The 17207-nt window shown below is 40.7% G+C and carries 19 protein-coding genes and 1 riboswitch; of the genes, 15 read left to right on the top strand and 4 right to left on the bottom strand.

The window, feature by feature from the left end:
- Position 1: 1 nt before the first annotated feature.
- From JOD45_RS14810 to JOD45_RS14780, 7 genes are all read left to right on the top strand, one after another.
- Positions 2-808, top strand: a complete 807-nt coding sequence (locus tag JOD45_RS14810; RefSeq protein WP_205004687.1) for a serine hydrolase — start codon at positions 2-4, stop codon at positions 806-808.
- A 175-nt stretch (positions 809-983) separates the two neighbouring features.
- Positions 984-2609 (top strand): S53 family peptidase, encoded by a 1626-nt coding sequence (locus tag JOD45_RS14805; protein ID WP_205004686.1) that lies wholly within the window; start codon positions 984-986, stop codon positions 2607-2609.
- 90 nt (positions 2610-2699) lie between these two features.
- A riboswitch (SAM riboswitch) is annotated at positions 2700-2833 on the top strand.
- Positions 2834-2945: 112 nt separating this feature from the next.
- Positions 2946-4103 carry a methionine biosynthesis PLP-dependent protein gene (locus JOD45_RS14800; RefSeq protein ID WP_338056107.1) on the top strand — a complete coding sequence of 386 codons (1158 nt, stop codon included), beginning with the start codon at positions 2946-2948 and terminating at the stop codon, positions 4101-4103.
- Complete coding sequence (gene metC, locus JOD45_RS14795) at positions 4060-5244, top strand: cystathionine beta-lyase (RefSeq protein WP_205004685.1); 1185 nt, start codon at positions 4060-4062, stop codon at positions 5242-5244. Before JOD45_RS14800 ends, metC begins: the two co-directional genes overlap by 44 nt.
- 3 nt (positions 5245-5247) lie before the next feature.
- On the top strand, positions 5248-7089 hold the full coding sequence (locus tag JOD45_RS14790; protein ID WP_205004684.1) for a bifunctional homocysteine S-methyltransferase/methylenetetrahydrofolate reductase: 1842 nt from the start codon (positions 5248-5250) through the stop codon (positions 7087-7089).
- Positions 7090-7195: 106 nt separating this feature from the next.
- Positions 7196-7288: a YjcZ family sporulation protein gene (locus JOD45_RS14785; protein ID WP_205004683.1), complete on the top strand. Its 93-nt coding sequence runs from the start codon at positions 7196-7198 to the stop codon at positions 7286-7288.
- 172 nt (positions 7289-7460) lie between these two features.
- A complete protein-coding gene (locus tag JOD45_RS14780; protein ID WP_205004682.1) occupies positions 7461-7667 on the top strand; it encodes a CDGSH iron-sulfur domain-containing protein in 207 nt (68 codons plus the stop codon).
- 89 nt (positions 7668-7756) lie between these two features.
- On the opposite strand, the gene JOD45_RS14775 is transcribed toward JOD45_RS14780, so the two are convergent.
- Positions 7757-8488 (bottom strand): DUF421 domain-containing protein, encoded by a 732-nt coding sequence (locus JOD45_RS14775; protein WP_205004681.1) that lies wholly within the window; start codon positions 8486-8488, stop codon positions 7757-7759.
- An 80-nt stretch (positions 8489-8568) separates the two neighbouring features.
- Between JOD45_RS14775 and JOD45_RS14770 the strand changes: the two genes are divergently transcribed.
- A complete protein-coding gene (locus JOD45_RS14770; protein ID WP_205004680.1) occupies positions 8569-8886 on the top strand; it encodes a hypothetical protein in 318 nt (105 codons plus the stop codon).
- Between the two features lie 309 nt (positions 8887-9195).
- On the opposite strand, the gene JOD45_RS14765 is transcribed toward JOD45_RS14770, so the two are convergent.
- Positions 9196-9732 carry a DinB family protein gene (locus tag JOD45_RS14765; RefSeq protein WP_205004679.1) on the bottom strand — a complete coding sequence of 179 codons (537 nt, stop codon included), beginning with the start codon at positions 9730-9732 and terminating at the stop codon, positions 9196-9198.
- A gap of 800 nt (positions 9733-10532) precedes the next feature.
- On the opposite strand from JOD45_RS14765, the gene JOD45_RS14760 reads away from it, so the two are divergent.
- Positions 10533-10931, top strand: coding sequence for a hypothetical protein (locus JOD45_RS14760; protein WP_205004678.1), 399 nt, complete (start codon positions 10533-10535; stop codon positions 10929-10931).
- A 256-nt stretch (positions 10932-11187) separates the two neighbouring features.
- Here the strand turns inward: JOD45_RS14760 and JOD45_RS14755 are convergent, their stop codons facing one another.
- On the bottom strand, positions 11188-11529 hold the full coding sequence (locus tag JOD45_RS14755; RefSeq protein WP_205004677.1) for a 2'-5' RNA ligase family protein: 342 nt from the start codon (positions 11527-11529) through the stop codon (positions 11188-11190).
- Between the two features lie 221 nt (positions 11530-11750).
- Between JOD45_RS14755 and JOD45_RS14750 the strand changes: the two genes are divergently transcribed.
- On the top strand, positions 11751-12584 hold the full coding sequence (locus tag JOD45_RS14750; protein ID WP_239549305.1) for a GNAT family N-acetyltransferase: 834 nt from the start codon (positions 11751-11753) through the stop codon (positions 12582-12584).
- A 59-nt stretch (positions 12585-12643) separates the two neighbouring features.
- Entirely contained in the window at positions 12644-13717 is a 1074-nt protein-coding gene (menC, locus tag JOD45_RS14745; protein ID WP_380896991.1) for an o-succinylbenzoate synthase, read from the top strand.
- Positions 13718-13733: 16 nt separating this feature from the next.
- Here menC and JOD45_RS14740 read toward each other — a convergent pair whose 3' ends face one another.
- Positions 13734-14357, bottom strand: a complete 624-nt coding sequence (locus JOD45_RS14740) for a pyridoxamine 5'-phosphate oxidase family protein (protein ID WP_205004674.1) — start codon at positions 14355-14357, stop codon at positions 13734-13736.
- A 320-nt stretch (positions 14358-14677) separates the two neighbouring features.
- Between JOD45_RS14740 and JOD45_RS14735 the strand changes: the two genes are divergently transcribed.
- The 4 genes from JOD45_RS14735 to JOD45_RS14720 all read left to right on the top strand — a co-directional run bounded on the left by JOD45_RS14735 (position 14678) and on the right by JOD45_RS14720 (position 16543).
- Positions 14678-14947, top strand: coding sequence for a hypothetical protein (locus JOD45_RS14735; RefSeq protein WP_205004673.1), 270 nt, complete (start codon positions 14678-14680; stop codon positions 14945-14947).
- 36 nt (positions 14948-14983) lie between these two features.
- Positions 14984-15253 (top strand): hypothetical protein, encoded by a 270-nt coding sequence (locus JOD45_RS14730; RefSeq protein ID WP_205004672.1) that lies wholly within the window; start codon positions 14984-14986, stop codon positions 15251-15253.
- A gap of 524 nt (positions 15254-15777) precedes the next feature.
- On the top strand, positions 15778-15939 hold the full coding sequence (locus JOD45_RS14725) for a YjcZ family sporulation protein (RefSeq protein WP_205004671.1): 162 nt from the start codon (positions 15778-15780) through the stop codon (positions 15937-15939).
- A 358-nt stretch (positions 15940-16297) separates the two neighbouring features.
- Positions 16298-16543, top strand: coding sequence for a hypothetical protein (locus JOD45_RS14720; RefSeq protein ID WP_205004670.1), 246 nt, complete (start codon positions 16298-16300; stop codon positions 16541-16543).
- Positions 16544-17207 lie beyond the last annotated feature (664 nt).

Here is a 17207-nt window from a genome sequence, read left to right as displayed (position 1 = left end):
CATGAACAAACTAAAAGAGGCAATATCAGCACTTGTTGAGAAAGCGGGAGGCATTTGGGGAGTTGTTATAGAAGATTTAGATAGCGGCAAGCGTTGGGGGTACAATGAACATATGCCATTTCCGGCTGAAAGCGTCATTAAGATCCCTATTATGGCAGCTGTTTTTTCAGCTGTTGAAAAAGGGCATGTCAGTTTAAGCGAGGAGGTGGTGCTGAAGCGGGAAAACCTTGTTGGCGGATCTGGTATTTTGCAGCATTTGACACCAGGCGTCCGGCTGCCTGTCTATGATTTAATCACATTAATGATCATTCAAAGTGATAATACAGCGACAAACATGCTTATAGACCTTGTCGGTATGAAGTCTATACAACAGATATTAATAGATGCGGGCATGAAAGACAGTTTATTTCAGCGCAAGTTAATCGTCTACCCTTATGACACAAATAAGAAAAATATAATAACAGCCTCGGATGTTTCAATGCTATTAAACAGGCTGGCAACCGGAAAGATGCTTTCCCGGCATGCTTGCGGGCAGATGATTCAGGTTATGAAAAAACAGCAAATCAGGAATGGCTTGCCGGCTTATTTACCCGACCCCGATCCTGAGATGATTGGCGGAATGCCAAAGTGGGAACTGGCAAATAAAACAGGCTGGTCCCTAAGCCGTCAACACGATGTCGGCATTCTGTATACAAACGATCGGACAGTAACGATAACAGCACTGTCCAAAGATGCGGCATCCCATATCGCTTTAGATACGTTAGGAAAAATAGGAAAGGAAATCTACAATTCTATGACAGCCTTATAAATGCTTTGCCGTTAATGCAAATTTTTTACAGGGTCAGAGCCTGCGAAGACAATGCTTTAGCCGCGGACAGCGTGACTAGTACTTAGTAAATAAGACTAAAATACGAGTTAATATTTTGAATTTTTGGGGTAATGAATAGTAAATTACCAAAAACTTTTAAGGGAGATGAAAGACTATGGCAAACCATATTCGTCTTGAGGGCAGTGAGCGCATATTGCCAAAAAATGCGCGGAAAATTGATGCGGTTGATCCTAATGAGAGAATATCTGTTACAGTCTATCTTCGCCGTGATGAGGCTAAATCGAAATTAGAGACTATGGTTAATGAACTGTCAGACCGGCCGCTTTCAGAGCGCCAGCATTTAAGCCATGAAGAATTTGCCGACACGTATGGTGCAAATTCTGAAGACATCAAAAAAATTGAAGAATTTGCGAATGAATACGGCCTTGAAGTAGAAGATGTCAATGCACCGGCGGGAACGGTTGTTTTATCAGGGAAAGCAAATGCGATTAACGAAGCCTTTAAAGTGGAACTAGCCCATTACGAACATCCGGATTTTAATTATCGCGGCCACACTGGACATGTTTACATTCCTGACCATCTTAACGATATTATTCAGGGTGTCTTTGGCCTTGATAATCGTCCGCAGGCGAAGCCGCATTTCCGGATGTTCCAGGAAACCCGCGAATTTTCTGCGAATCAATCGTCTGGGGCCTCTTACAAGCCGACTGAAGTGGCCAAACTTTATGATTACCCTGAAAATATAGATTGCAGTAAACAGTGCATAGGAATGATTGAGTTAGGCGGCGGCTATCGCAAAGAAGACATTCAAGCTTATTTTAAAAAGCTTGGCGTTACTGAACCGCAATTGATAGATATCAGTGTTGCTGGAGGCGAAAATAAACCAACAGGCGATCCAAACGGACCGGACGGCGAAGTTGTTCTGGATATAGAAATAGCAGCTGCTGTTGCTCCGGGGGTTAAAGTCGCTGTTTATTTCGCTCCGAATACTGATGCGGGATTCTTAAAAGCTATTACAACCGCTATCCATGATAAAAAGAATAAACCTTCTGTTATTTCAATAAGCTGGGGAGCGCCTGAAAGCCAATGGTCTCAGCAATCGATCAAAGCAATGAACCAAGCTTTCCATGATGCTGCTGCGCTTGGTGTAACGGTCTGCTGCGCTTCCGGTGACAACGGCGCCTCTGACGGTGTAAATGACGGCAAAGCCCATGTTGATTTTCCAGCTTCAAGCCCGTATGTGTTAGCTTGCGGCGGGACAAAGCTGGAAGGAAAAAATGGAACGATTTCACAAGAAGTGGTTTGGAATGAAGGAAATAACGGTGCGACCGGCGGCGGAATAAGCGACGTATTTGACTTGCCGAAGTGGCAAGAAAAGGCTGATGTACCGCCTTCTATCAATCCTGGAAGCAGAAAAGGGCGGGGCGTGCCTGATGTAGCCGGAGACGCTGATCCTGTGACAGGTTATCAAATTCTTGCTGATGGTCAACAATTTGTTGTTGGCGGAACGAGTGCGGTTGCCCCTCTATGGGCAGGATTAATTGCTATCATTAATGAAAAAATCGGAAAGCCGGCAGGTTTTATCAATCCTAAGCTGTATCAATTATCTTCTCAAGATAAAGCCTTCCACGACATTACAAGCGGGGACAATGACAGCACAGATGAACATGGCGCTTATAAGGCACGTCATGGATGGGATGCTTGCACGGGTCTCGGCAGTCCGGACGGCGTTAATTTGCTTAAGGCTCTAACTGATTCTGCCAAACATTTATCTAAATAAATAAAAATAGTGTTGACATAATTGAATTTTGCTGATAAATTTTTATTTATACTTTCTGAAACTTCATTCTAAATTGAATAGTTTTCGAAACTCTTATCAAGAGTGGCTGAGGGACTGGCCCTTTGACGCCCGGCAACCTGCCCGGCACTCAGAACAGCATTTTCCTGAGTGCGGGCAAGGTGCCAATTCCTGCAGAGCATTTCATATGCTTTGATAGATAAGAAAGTCATTTGAGCAGACGGCAGGCCTCTTTTGATGGTCTGCCTTTTTGTATGTTGCCGTTGCCTGTGTTTTATAGTTGCCATTTTTCTGGATTACAGGGAGGGAATTTCATTGATTAGAGAAAACATTGAAACACTATTAGCTCAAATCGGGAGCCGCAGCTGCCAAAAGACCGGTGCTATCAGCCCGCCGATCTATTTTTCAACAGCATACAGGCATAAGGGAATCGGGGAGTCTACGGGGTATGATTACACGAGAACCAAAAATCCGACAAGAGATCAATTAGAAACAGCTATTGCAAAGCTCGAAGGCGGAGATCAAGGCTTTGCTTTCAGTTCAGGTATGGCTGCGATTCAGGCGATTCTATCATTATTTAAGAGCGGGGATGAAGTCATTGCCTCGGCCGATCTATACGGCGGCACCTACCGTTTATTTGAGGATTGCAGCAATAAATGGGGCGTTAAATTTCATTATAATGCGTGTCGATGTCCGGATGAGGCAGAAAAACTGATCAATGATCGAACAAAGGCGATTTTTGTGGAAACCCCGACCAATCCGCTTATGCAGGAAACGGATATTTCATTGCTTGCCGAAATAGCGAAAAAATATGAATTAATGCTTGTCGTCGACAATACATTCTATACACCGCTGCTGCAGCGGCCGATTGAAGAAGGCGCAGACCTCGTCATTCACAGCGCTACAAAATATCTCGGCGGCCATAATGATGTTTTGGCGGGCTTAATTGTAACGAAAGGCAAGGATTTATCTGAGAAAATAGGAAGTTACCAAAATGCTGCCGGCGCCGTCTTGTCGCCGTTTGATTCCTGGCTTGTCATGAGAGGGATGAAGACACTCAGCTTAAGAATGAAACAGCACCAAGAAAATGCCCGGAAACTTGCAGATTATTTGCAAAACCACGAAGCCGTCACAGATGTCTTATATCCGGGACGCGGCGGCATGATCAGTTTTCGGCTTTTAAAAGAAGAATGGGTCAATCCATTTTTAAAACATTTAAGGTTAATTGCCTTTGCTGAAAGTTTGGGCGGAATAGAAAGTTTTATTACTTATCCGGCAACGCAAACCCATGCAGATATCCCTGAAGATATTCGCATTCAACAAGGTGTTTGCAACCGCCTGCTTCGTTTCTCCGTCGGCATTGAACATGCGGATGACTTAATTAAAGACCTGAATCAAGCCTTTAATAAAGCAAAAGGAGGGGTTGGAAATCATGAAGAAACAGCCGTATCAGCTGCAAACGAAACTCTTGCATAATGCTCAAAAGGTTGATGGATTAACAGGGGCAGTCAGCGTTCCTGTCAACCGCACCTCCACTTTCCACCAATTCGATTTTGATAAGTATGGAAAGTATGACTACAGCCGTTCGGGAAATCCGACCAGGGAATCGCTTGAAGAGGTTATCGCGGAACTGGAAGGCGGCTATAAAGGGTTTGCCTTCGCTTCCGGGATGGCGGCAATCTCGACAGCGCTCATGATTCTTTCCAAAGGCGATCATTTATTGATTTCCGAGGATGTTTACGGGGGAACTTTCCGGTTTGTCACTAAAGTGCTCCCGCGCTTTGGCGTTGATTATACGTTTGTTGATATGTCTCATATCGAAGAAGTCGCTGCAAACATCAAAGACAATACAAAGATTGTATATATAGAAACCCCATCAAATCCTTTGATGAAGATTGCTGATATCAAACAAATCGCGAAATTGGCAAAAGAAAAGGACTGTCTAACCTTTGTTGATAATACTTTTATGACGCCTGTGCTGCAAAGGCCGTTAGAGCTTGGGGCCGATGTGGTTTTATACAGTGCCACGAAGTTTATTGCCGGGCACAGTGATTGTGTTGCCGGTTTGGCCGTAGCAGCCCATAAAGAAATCGCAGAGCAAATTTATTTTTTGCAAAATACAATTGGCGCGGTGCTGAGTCCTGATGATTCTTGGCTTGTCTTAAGAGGGTTAAAGACACTTCACGTCCGCATGGCGCAATCTTCTCGCTCGGCGCAGCAAATAGCTGAATTTTTATCCGGTCATTCGGCTGTTCAGGAAGTCTATTATCCCGGCTTAGACAATCATGCGGACCGGGATATTCATGAAGCGCAAAGCCAAAGCCCCGGCGCTGTTCTTTCCTTTTCGCTAAAAGATGAACAGTCTGTCCGGATCTTTAAAAGACATGCTGAAATCCCTGTTTTTTCAGTCAGTCTTGGCGCGGTTGAATCTATATTGTCTTATCCGGCAAAAATGTCGCACGCGGCTATGCCTAAACAAGAGAGGGAAAAAAGAGGAATCACGGATGGCCTTTTACGTTTCTCCGTCGGGTTGGAAGATCCTGATGATTTGATTAAAGACTTTGCAAAGGCGTTATCCGCAGTTGAAAGATTAAGTGAAATCGGAATAGGGGGCTGACCGATGGGCTTGATAGATGAATTAAAGACTAATATTCTAATAGCTGATGGTGCAATGGGGACGATGCTGTATGCCAACGGCATTGACCGCTGCTTTGAAGAATTGAATCTTTCCGAGCCTGAACAAGTATTAAACGTTCATATGGCCTATATAGACGCAGGCGCTCGGGTAATTCAGACCAACACCTATGCAGCCAATGCTTTAAAACTGGCGAGATACGGGCTTGAACGGGATGTGAAAACGATAAATAAAGAAGCCGTCCGTATTGCCCGAAAAGCAGCCGGCAACCGTTCATACATATTAGGGACGATCGGCGCGATTCGCGGCGTCGAAAAGGAAAGGGTGAATTTAAGCGATATAAAAGAAAGCTTTATTGAGCAGTTTTCTGTTTTGATGGAAGAGAATGTTGACGGTATTATACTTGAAACTTACTATGATTTTGAGGAATTGACAGAAGTGCTTGCTATAGCACGTAAAGAGACTGAATTGCCTGTTATTGCGCAATTATCAGTTCATGAGCCCGGGGTTTTGCAAAACGGAATGCCTGTTTCCGAAGCCTTTCGAAAGCTGGAAGCTGACGGAGCCGATGTTGTCGGCTTAAATTGCCGGCTTGGTCCGCATTATATGGTTAAATCGTTCGAAAATATTCCGATACCCGAGCACTCATATCTTTCCGCTTATCCTAACGGCGGACTATTAGAATATCATGACGGCCATCTGAGGTATCGAACTGAACCGGATTATTTTGCGAAGAACGCTGAAGCGCTGGCTGAACAGGGTGTACGATTAATCGGCGGCTGCTGCGGAACAACGCCTGATCACATTAAAGCTATTTGCCGCACTTTGTCAAACTATTCACCGGTTAATCATAAAGTCATCAAACAAGAGATAGAGCAGATTGCCGTAAGAGAGTCTGACAATGAGACGCGTGAGCCGGGACTAAACCAAATCGTTCGCAGCCGGGCATCAGTAATTGTTGAGTTGGATACGCCGAAGAACCTTAATTTCGGCCGGTTCATGGAGGGGGCTAAGGCCTTAAAGGAAGCGGGGATAGATGCTTTAACAATGGCGGATAACTCATTGGCTACACCGAGAATTTCCAATGTCGCCGCAGCTGTCAGCATTAAAAACGAATTGAATATACGTCCGCTTGTACATATTGCATGCCGCGACCGCAATCTTGTCGGCTTGCAGTCCCATTTGATGGGGCTGCATACATTAGGGATTGACCAGGTTCTGGCGATTACCGGAGACCCTACTAAAATCGGTGATTTTCCCGGTGCTACCTCTGTATATGACTGTTCATCGTTCGGCTTAATAGAATTATGCAAACAATTTAATCAAGGGATTTCTTATTCGGGACAGCCGTTAGGAGAAAAAACATTTTTTTCTGTGGGTGCCGCGTTCAACCCTAATGTTCACCATTTAGATAAAGCGGTCCGCCGTCTTGAACGAAAAATTAAGGCAGGCGCTGACTATTTTATGACGCAGCCGGTATATTCCGAGCAGCAAATAGCAGACATCTATGAAGCTACAAAACATCTTGATGTGCCATTCTACATCGGCATTATGCCTTTGGTCAGTTCTCGTAATGCAGAGTTCCTGCATCATGAAGTCCCTGGCATTCAATTGCCGAATGCCGTCCGCGAAAAAATGGCGCAATGGGGAAATGACCGCGAAAATGCTGTAAGAGAAGGTATTGCTATCGCCAAGCATTTAATTGATGCCGCTCTGAACTATTTCAACGGCATTTATTTAATCACGCCGTTTTTGCGGTACGATATCAGCGTAGAGCTTGTGAGATACATCCATAAGAAAACGGCTCATTTACAAGTATTAACGTAAATCCCGCCGCTGTGAGAAGCTTGAAGCCATGTGTTTTTAAGTCAGCCATGTCAAAATGCCATTAAGCCCATATGATAGTAACATATCTTTCAAAGGGGTTGATGGTATGGGATATGTTGGAGGATACGGCGGAGGTTTTGCGCTCATCGTTGTTTTATTTATTTTGTTAGTTATTGTAGGGGCAGCTTGCATTTACTAAAAATTTTTATTTGCCTTTTTACGAAGGATTCCCTGTTTTTAAAAGGCCGTTTTGAAAAAGGCGGCCTTTGTTAACGATGATTAAGTTATTTAAAACCAGATGTCCTATAAATAATGGATGATTGTTTATTGAGGTGAAGTCCTGCGCAAAATATTTTCAGGAGGTGCTTATGATGGCAGAAGCAAATATTAAAGTTAATGACAACGGTCCTTTGGTTGTTACTGGCTCTTTTGATCTCGTAGATGCGGAAGGACATGCTTTTGAAACGAAAAAAGCCGTTTCACTATGCCGGTGCGGACGATCATCCAACAAACCGTTTTGTGACGGTGCTCATCGGGAGATTGGTTTTGCGAGTGCGCCGCGAGCAGATGGTGAGTAAAGAAAAACCTCCCCGCAATATCTGATAGGCTCCCCTTTAGGCAGACAGATCAAAAAAGGAATCTGGATGCTTGAGGGGAGTTATTTTTTCTAGTTCTCTGACCCTGGCTTATAGTTGTAGGCGCCTTGATTTTGAGCAGGACTATGGTTTGTGTCAACGTCCAGCGTTCCCTCTTGATTATAGGTGGCGAGAGTGATGTTCTTTATATCTTCTTGACCTAATTGGTAAGTATTTAACTGTGATAACAGCCAGCTGCGATCCAAATTAAGGTACTTTAAATTATGATCAATAATAGTGCCGTCAATAATGATCGGGATATTGATAAAAGTTGGTTTAGTGACTAAAGGAAAATCACTCGGCTGGACAGGTCTTGCATCCGCCTTTGGCAAAAAGCTGATTTGTCCAACATCCTCCATAGTGGCCAGCTCAATATCGCTCGTTTTGGAATATCCTTTAATTCTCAGATTTGCCAGCAGGTCCTCAACAGTCAGTTTTTCTTTTTTTAATCCTTTTTCATCAATTTTTCCGTGCCTGATCAAAACAGTCGGGCTTGGATTTAATATGCGCTTTAAAGGATTATAAAGGCTTAATCTTGAGAAGATAAGATAAAGGACCGCAATGGCAATTGAATAGTAAGAGGCAACGCCGAGCCTTTTTGTAACAATCGGTTCTGTAATAGCGGTACCTAAGATTAAGACCGATAATAATTCGAAACCCGTCATCTCAGATACGGCTTTTTTGCCCATTAATCTTAAAAGAATGTAACCTAAAACAAAAACAGCAATCGGTGTCCAAATATATCTGAAAGCAAAATTCAACATACAATCACTCCTGATTTCATTTTACCCAAATATTTTATGTTTCATTGAGAAAATCCAGCAGTTTATGGAGAGTGAATAAAATGAAAAACTTTATGTACGGGGCATTAATCTGCATATTTTTAGCCGGGTGCGGAGGTCCTGGAATAAGCGAACTCAATCAAAATATACGGGAATCTGGAAAAGCAATAAATGCTGGAACATGGAGCCAAGCGGAAGAAGAGACGAGAAGATTTTTGGACAATTGGATGTATGTCCGGTCAAACTATCATAAAGAAGATAGGGAGAAATTAGAAAATTTAACTGAAAATCTGGAGATCAGTTTAGCCGTTTCAAATAAACAGAAAGCAAGAAGAGATTGGGAGAAATTAAAGCATCAGTGGGATTTGATGAACGATTGACAGCGGAAAATACGATATGACATTAGGACTATCTGGCGATCACTAGTGAGAAAAGGCATCCTGGTTTCTCTGAGAACCCCCAGAACTTACTTTCGTTACTTTATATAAAAAGAAAAGCGACCGGTTAACTCATCCCCTGATCGCTTTATGCCATATCGAAAATAAAAGGTTTTTTTATGATATATAGCACGATATTATCCTTTTTAAGCAACATTCAAATGTCACTGAAAATCAAAAGAAATCACGAGATCGTGGTTTTAAATTATCAGACTAATTTTCTTTTCATTTGTTCCGCTAAGATGCGTTATGTTAACTAAAGTCCTTTCCTACAATCGCGCCCGTTTGTTTCAAATATAAATAAAGACCATAATCAGTAGGAACAGAAGCATAGCCCATCTGTCGTAACATAGCAGTGATATTGCCACGATGATATGTTCCATGGTTCGTGACATGGGGCACTTGTTCAAACACACTAGTTTCCATTAAGTCACCATTTGGATTCTTAATTTCAAGTGGTTTGTCTGAATCACCCAATTGACTGAAAAACAACTTGTATCGTTCTGATAGTTTAAGGAACATTGCTTCCATTTCCTTTAATTCTTTTAACTCTGTTTCATCTTTTAATTGCTCTTGCAACATCAATGCATGGTTCATGTCTTTACCAGAAAAAACTTCTATCCATCCAAGATCAGAAAGATAAACATGAGCCAAAACATGAGATATTGATGGAAATACACTTTGAATTTCTTGACGGTAAACATCCTCTGAAAGCTCTTTAAGTCGGTTAAAAATTTGTCTGTTTGCCCATTCGTTATAGTCATACAACTGCAATTCAAGCCTTGTCATTGGAGTTTCTTCCTTTCATCTCATCTTTGATATAATGTCAACCTGACTATACACTGCCATTTTGATTTTTTAACATCCATGGCTCTGTTTCTTATTCCAACAAAATGACCCGATTGCGGTATAAAGCAAGCTTTCATCATCAGTTCTGATAACGCGCATGATGTAAACTAGCAGTGTGGCTTATCTACAGTTGTTTCGGTAAAATTTCATTTGTTTAGCAGCATCAATTGAAAGCCCTATAATGAAAAAGAAGGAGAGAAAATCACGAACAGACGATTGGTTGAAGTTGAAACAAATTTTATTAGTTACTTATATATCTCCTTTTTCTAGTTTCTTGTTTAGAAGCTCATAATCATTTTTGTTAAAGGTTATCGCTACCCTATCTAATCTATTTCCAGTTGGATATAAATATAGCTGTTGATCGAATTTTATACCTAAAGGCACAACTGTTTGATGAATGTAATTTAAAATTTTAAAGCACTCCAAATCTACCCCCTCTTTCAAATGATTTTTAACATGAATAATTACTAGGTCCTCAAGATTTTCAAATCTAGGTTTTCGAGGAGAAATATTATCAACTTTACAATGTCCTTTTAATAAGTCCCTAAAATAATCATTTTTTTTTCAAAGTAAACCGCCCCACAGTTTTATTTTATGGTACATTATATATAATATTATAAATCATCGGTAAAAGGGGAATTTTGTGAGAAAAAATTTTTTATCCACACTTGTCATGATCTTTTCTTTGGTTTTAGTTACTAATCCAACGTTTGCCAAAGACAAAGCTGATCAGGAATTAGATGCATTATCCCAAAAAGGTAATTGTCTATAAGGATGATGACATTACTGTTAGAAGTTTCGGGGATGATCCAGAGGTTTCTGATATTATTTTTAATAATCCTAATAGTGTCGCAGCATATGAGAATAAAATTATGCCGCGTTCATCAGTTATCGGGAATGGGGGACGAGCAAGTATTGTAGCAGGTAATTCAGGCAGGATTGTATATTGGTCTGTTAAGCCCGCTACAGCATGGCCGTATAAATTTATAGGTACTGTAAAACTAAGATATCATTCTGGGTTTAAGAGAGATGTACCATTGGGTCGTTTAGGGGCTTTACATTCAACGGCTAGCGGTTCTGTAAAGATGAAAAAAATAACGGTGGAGTTGCATACCTTTCAGGCAAGGCATATGCATTAAATTTTAGACGATATAAAGTTTTACCAGGAGTACATACTTCATTTAGACCAAATTAACCATATATAATTATTTTAGATTACCTTGATGGCAAATTCGAAGAGAAAATTTTATAAAGGAAGGGTAACAATGCTTGCTCTATATATAGAGTGAGAGTAACAAGCTTATTAACCTACTAAAAATACTGTAGTAACGCGGGTTTTTTGGATTTTTCGCAGTTGGCAATTTTACCAACTGCAAGATCATAAATTCTTGGTGGTTATATCGGCGAATTTGGCCGAATATGGGTGCAATGAGGTTTATAAGGAAATTGATTTTCTGAAAAATGGATTTTCGATTTTGTTATTTCTTCATGAAGTTCACGGAACGGTTTTTTATTTTGTAGTGAAAAAAAGAAAATATTAGTATATGGAAACTGCATAACTTCTCCAAAAAAAGCTTTTATCGGTGTTGTTTTTGAAGCAAATTCCTTTAAGGTTGAAAATAATTCGGTGGGATCTTGATCACATTCGAGTATACCAACACCACTTGAACCAGCTACTGTGATTTCAGCAGGAAGATTCATATAGAATTCATCTTTAAGAATTGACTTTATTTTCATAACCTTTTCGGAGATTTCTTTGGTAAATCTAATACCACAAATGTATCGTGTTTAAAGGGTCGTTTGCTTTCTAGCCGCTGTCTCTTTCATTATTTTAATGAAAATCTTGATGCGCCATTCTTTGCTTTCAATGTTTTTTTATTCATGATTGGGTGTTTTTCGCAGCATGGGGTTAAGTGTATAATGATTTCCGTATAACCATAAGTAAAGGAATGGGGTTAATGACATCGATTACAATAAAAGAATTACAAAGCCTCGAGGAATTAAAGGAATTGGCGATACTGGAAGAGAAAGTTTGGGGAACCCCGCCATTGCCAACGCATCAAACTTTAACCGTTGCTAAGAACGGCGGTATTATATTAGGAGCCTATGACAATGAGAAAATGGTCGGATTCAATTATGGTTTTCCTGGGTTTTCCAATCAGCAAGTCTATCTCTGTTCACATATGACAGGCATCCATCCTGATTTTCAGAAAAAGGGAATCGGATTTTCTTTAAAGAAAAAACAGCAAACAGTCGCTTTAGATAGAGGTTACAATCTTATCACTTGGACGTTTGATCCGCTTGAAAGCTTAAATGCATATTTAAACCTTTCAAAATGCCGGGGGATTGCAGCTGACTATACGGAACATTTATACGGTGATATGGATGATGCATTGAACGGCAGCCTGCCGAGCGACCGTTTTCGAGTTGAATGGCGGATTAACAGCGGTCATGTGAACAATGATTTCACCATTGAAGAAAAGTATGCCAAAGATATCCCTTCTCTTGTTAATATTAAAGGAAATCAACCATTGCCTTGCCTTGATGATGTCGAAAACAGTATGCTTGAATCAATAGAAGAAAAGGATACATGGCTCGTGCCCGTTCCCGCAAAATTTCAAGAAATAAAAAAGAGCGATCTGGACCTTGCTCTGGATTGGCGCTTAAAAACGAGAAAAATTTTCAAGGCGCTTTTATCAAAGGGCTTTGTTGGCGTTCAAGTGATAAAACATCTTGATCATCAATCTATTCATCATTACATATTTGTGAAAAAACAGCTTCTAGATTTATGATTTGAAAGGGGAAACAGGATGGTATGCATCTTGACCGTATAATTTTAAGAAAACTAAACATGACATTAAAAAGTCCTTTTGCGACAAGCTTTGGCAGCTTTGTTAATAAGGATTTTTTCGTCATTGAGATTGTCGGCAAATCGGGGGTCAGCGGCTGGGGAGAATCCGTTGCTTTTTCATCTCCTTGGTATACAGAAGAGACGGTTCAAACAAACGAACATATCATAAAGGACTTTTTAATCCCATTATTGAGAAAAGCGCCCATCCATCATCCTGATGATTTAGTTGAGCGGTTTGCCCCAATCAGACGAAATAACATGGCGAAAGCTGCAATTGAAGGCGCAGTGTGGGATCTTTATGCCAGAGAACAGAACCAGCCGCTCTATAAAGCGTTAGGCGGAGAAAAAAGCAAAATTGATGTAGGCATTAGTATCGGTATTCAGCCAAGTTCTGAAGCGCTGATCAAAAAAATCGGAGAATGCTTAGACCAAGGCTATAAACGGATTAAAATTAAAATAAAACCGGGGAAAGATATAGATGTTGTAAAGGCTGTCCGCTGCCAATATCCCGATGTTCCGCTAATGGTCGATGCAAATTCGGCTTATACATTGAAAGATAGCCAGCATTTAAAAAAACTTGACGATTTCAACCTGTTAATGATTGAACAGCCTTTGGCTCATGATGACATGATTGACCACGCCGTTTTGCAAAAGCAGATGAAGACGCCGATTTGCCTTGACGAAAGCATCAATTCATTAGAAGATGCAAGGAAAGCGATTGATATTGGTGCATGTAAAGTGATCAATATTAAAATCGGCCGAGTCGGCGGTCTTACAGTTTCGAAGCAAATTCATGACTTTTGCGCAAAAAAAGGTATACCTGTTTGGTGCGGGGGAATGCTGGAAGCAGGCATTGGCCGGGCCCACAATATCGCATTAACAACACTTCCGCAATTCACGCTCCCCGGTGATACCGCAGGTTCTTCGCGTTATTGGGAGGAAGATATTATTGATCCGGAAGTGACAGTAAAAAATGGTGAAATTGAAGTGCCGGAGAAACCCGGCATAGGCTACAACATTAACAGGGATGCTATGAATAAGTTCACTGTATATGAGGAGAAAATTAAGTTATAAGGGGTTGTCCGAAAAGTCAGGGTAACTGACTTTTCGGCGCCCTTTTTTCATTTTTTATTTTAAAAAAATCTCCGCCTTTTGCGGAAATATCATTTGTTCCCCAATCAATATGTTTACTGGCTTTTTGTAATAGCGGGATATGTTTAGAGCAATGGATATAGGCTTCTTCAACGGATATAATCACCCATCTCTGCGGTTTGTCTTGTTCTTTTTCTGCAATGTCTTTTTCGACACTTGGATCGAGATGAACCCGGTGCTTTAATTCGTTGTTTTCCGCAATACTGGCTGTGCCATTCACATGCAGTCCGACGGTACTATCGAAGAAATCGATGAACATCATACCGATGTGCGGATTTTCATATATGTTTCCGAGGCTTGCCATGACGCCATTTCCCCGGTATTCGGGATATATGAGCGTTTTCGAATCGATGACTCTAACAAACCCCGGCAATCCTGCCCTAAAGGATGAATCACATCGTCCCCGGCTATCCGAAGTTGAAATAAAAACCATCTCTTGCTTAGCTATAAAACGAATCATCACATCGTTTAAATAGCTTAGTATTTGATTATTGTAAAAAGCATACGCTTGTTTCGATGTACCATACTTTTCTTGCAAAGCTCTTTCGCCTTTATTAAACATTCTTTCTCATTCCTTGCCGTTCCTCGGCTCTCATATTTAGAGGCTATATTTTAATGATGTATTAAATGATAGCATGCGGAGGGATAGAAAGAGTTTAGAGATGGTGACATTTTTCTAACATCTTGTTGTTTTTGTTCTGCAAGCAGTCAGGATTTTTTGTTTTTTTGATTGCAGCTGAATATCTTCCGCCTAACCTTTATGTACTGCCGCCTCGATCCGGTATGAAGAGAAGACTTTCTGGGTAATACATTAAAAGAACGGAATGATGGGTATATTATTTAGTGAAATGAAACATTCGGTTTGAGAGGAGAGAATATTTGATGGAAAAAGAATACGGCATAGAGAAAGCGGCATTGGACAGATTAATTGACGGGTATGTTTTAAATTCAGGCGGAACCATTGATGTTGAACGTCTTCGTCAAGGTATAGAGATTATCATTAGGGAAAATAACAAAGCGTTAATGAATGATGTAAAAGAACTGATAAACAAAATAATCAAGGTTAAAGCGCTAATATACGGCGCTTTATTATTTTCTGCAAGTCTGTATGTCTTGTTTTTTCCATACACTAAGATGGGCTCTTCGGCATAAGATATTTTGAAATAATTTAAGGAAGGTGTTATGACTATGCCCCAAACACTTGATCCAGAATTGAAAATCTCCTTTAAGTCACTGAGTGTAGGATCAATGAGTGCCTCAAGCGGTGTCTTCAACGGCACAAATCGTCAATTCGGATGGAGTTCGCATAGTAAAGCAAATTCCGGATTAGGCAGTATTGGCGGAGAGAAGCACGAAATTGTACGGAACATCAATATGGTTATGGATAATGATCACCTCGATACTCCCATTGATGATCGGGATATTATGTGGGACCAGCCCGGCTTCCCTAAGAATTAAAAATTAAAGGCTAATAAGTGAATGGCGCTTGCACTAAATGTGAAGAAAGATGTCTCGGGACAGCCGTTTGATGACCTGAGGCCATATTGCTCCTTGCTGACCTCACATCATAAATAAAAGCTCCCGCTATAAACGGAAGCCTTCATTATACATAAGCCTTATTTCTCCGAAGTGCCCTTAGGCTGTTTTTTGTTCATTGCAGCTTGTTTGATGTCCTGACTCGGCTGCACTGGCTGAGCTTTAGGCATTTGCGTTTTGACTTTATCTCGTCCCATGCTGATACCTCCAAACAATATATTCTTTTTTAATATGTGCCGCCGCTGTTTTTTTATACATTTAGAAAATATAAATGGGCAAGTGTCTGTAATTTCTTTAAGATGGACAGGCATGGACAGGCTCGCCTGACGATCGGATAAATGGACTGATTGAGGAAGTCAATAAACGTTTTTAATAGAGATGAGTGTCCACACACAAAGGATAAAATGTCATAAGCTATAATGTATCCTCTCAAGGGAGGTGAAGTCATGGGATTTGGTGGTTTCGGCTACGGCGGTTTTGGCGGCTACGGTGCCTGCGGCTGCGGCGGTTTTGGCGGCTACGGCGGCTATGGTGCTGGCGCAGGATTTGCTTTGATCGTCGTTCTATTTATCTTGTTAATCATCGTTGGTGTCGCTTATATTAACTAATAAACGCTGCAGTGTAGCCCATCGCTGCAAAAAAGATAAATAGACGATATTAATAGTCAAAGGGGGTCACTTCGCATTGAAGTGGCCTTTTCATAAACTAAGCCATTTTTTAAATGTTTTTTGAAATGGTTTCATTGGCGGCCAAACGTCCAAATGGCCCGCTTATAAATGCACACGCCCAAGCCATGTCCCATATAATAATTGTAATTCCTAACCTGAAAGGTCATGTCAGTTTAAAGACAGGTTAGAGCCGCACGGCCAATCCAGTTTCTTAAATATGACGATCATCGGATACCCGTCCCGTTTATGAGAAATTAAGAGAGAGTTTCCTTGGCACAAAGTAAAGGAGAGAGGTACAGTGGCTATTAATTTTAGTCTCGGATCAATTAATGTTAATTCACAGGCACGGAATTCGTCTGTTTCTGTTGGGGAAACTAATTTGCCTGGATGGACCTACTACGGCAAAAGTGCTTATGGAATAGGCTTTCATATAGGCATTTTTAATCAGCAATTCGTTTATGGAAACGTCAATGACATGGATGCGATTGATAACCCAATCGGGACAGCGACAAATGATCCAAGCATTCAGGGCCAAAGCTTATAAAACGTTGGTACATTTTGGTGAAGGAAAGAAAAGAAAGAAAGGAGAATTAAAAATAAGCACAATAGACCAAAAGCCTTTCACTTAAACAGTTTTCGCCGGACAAGGAAAGTCAGAAAAAGTTTGGGAATGGGTCACTGTCATTAAGGGTGGCCTTTTTGATAAGAAAGGTTACATATGAAGGTCAAGATGATGATGGATAATAAATTTTAGGTTGGATTTTTATTGACAGTAATTGCAATTTTTTTGCGACTCGTCAGTCTAATATTAATCTAACGTCTGATATTTATCATAGATATGATTCGTGAGACGGTCTGTTGATCTTGGAGAATGAGGCTTTGATAATACATTAGGTCATGGACTTATCAAAGGAATTAATTGATCAGCATATCAAGAGTCGCCAATGAGGTGGTTCTTATCATTTATAGCACCCTTAATGTTATTGAGACTTTAGAATCAATGTATGATACAGGATAAAAGTACTGATTTTATTATACTTTATTTATAATGGAAATGATTTGCTATAATTGGATAAGAAGGAACTTATTTTAGGAGAGGAGCGATACCTGTGAACCCATTCATAAGTTCGGTTCGTAAAAGATCGCCATTTCAATCCCATTTATTTGAGTATTCAAAATCGACGCACACCATACATAAATGTCTCAAT

Origin of the sequence: Scopulibacillus daqui, from assembly GCF_016908855.1 — a bacterium.
GTDB lineage: Bacteria > Bacillota > Bacilli > Bacillales > Sporolactobacillaceae > Scopulibacillus_A > Scopulibacillus_A daqui.
Note: the sequence above shows the minus strand (reverse complement) of the source record. Positions and strands in the feature narration are given on the sequence as shown.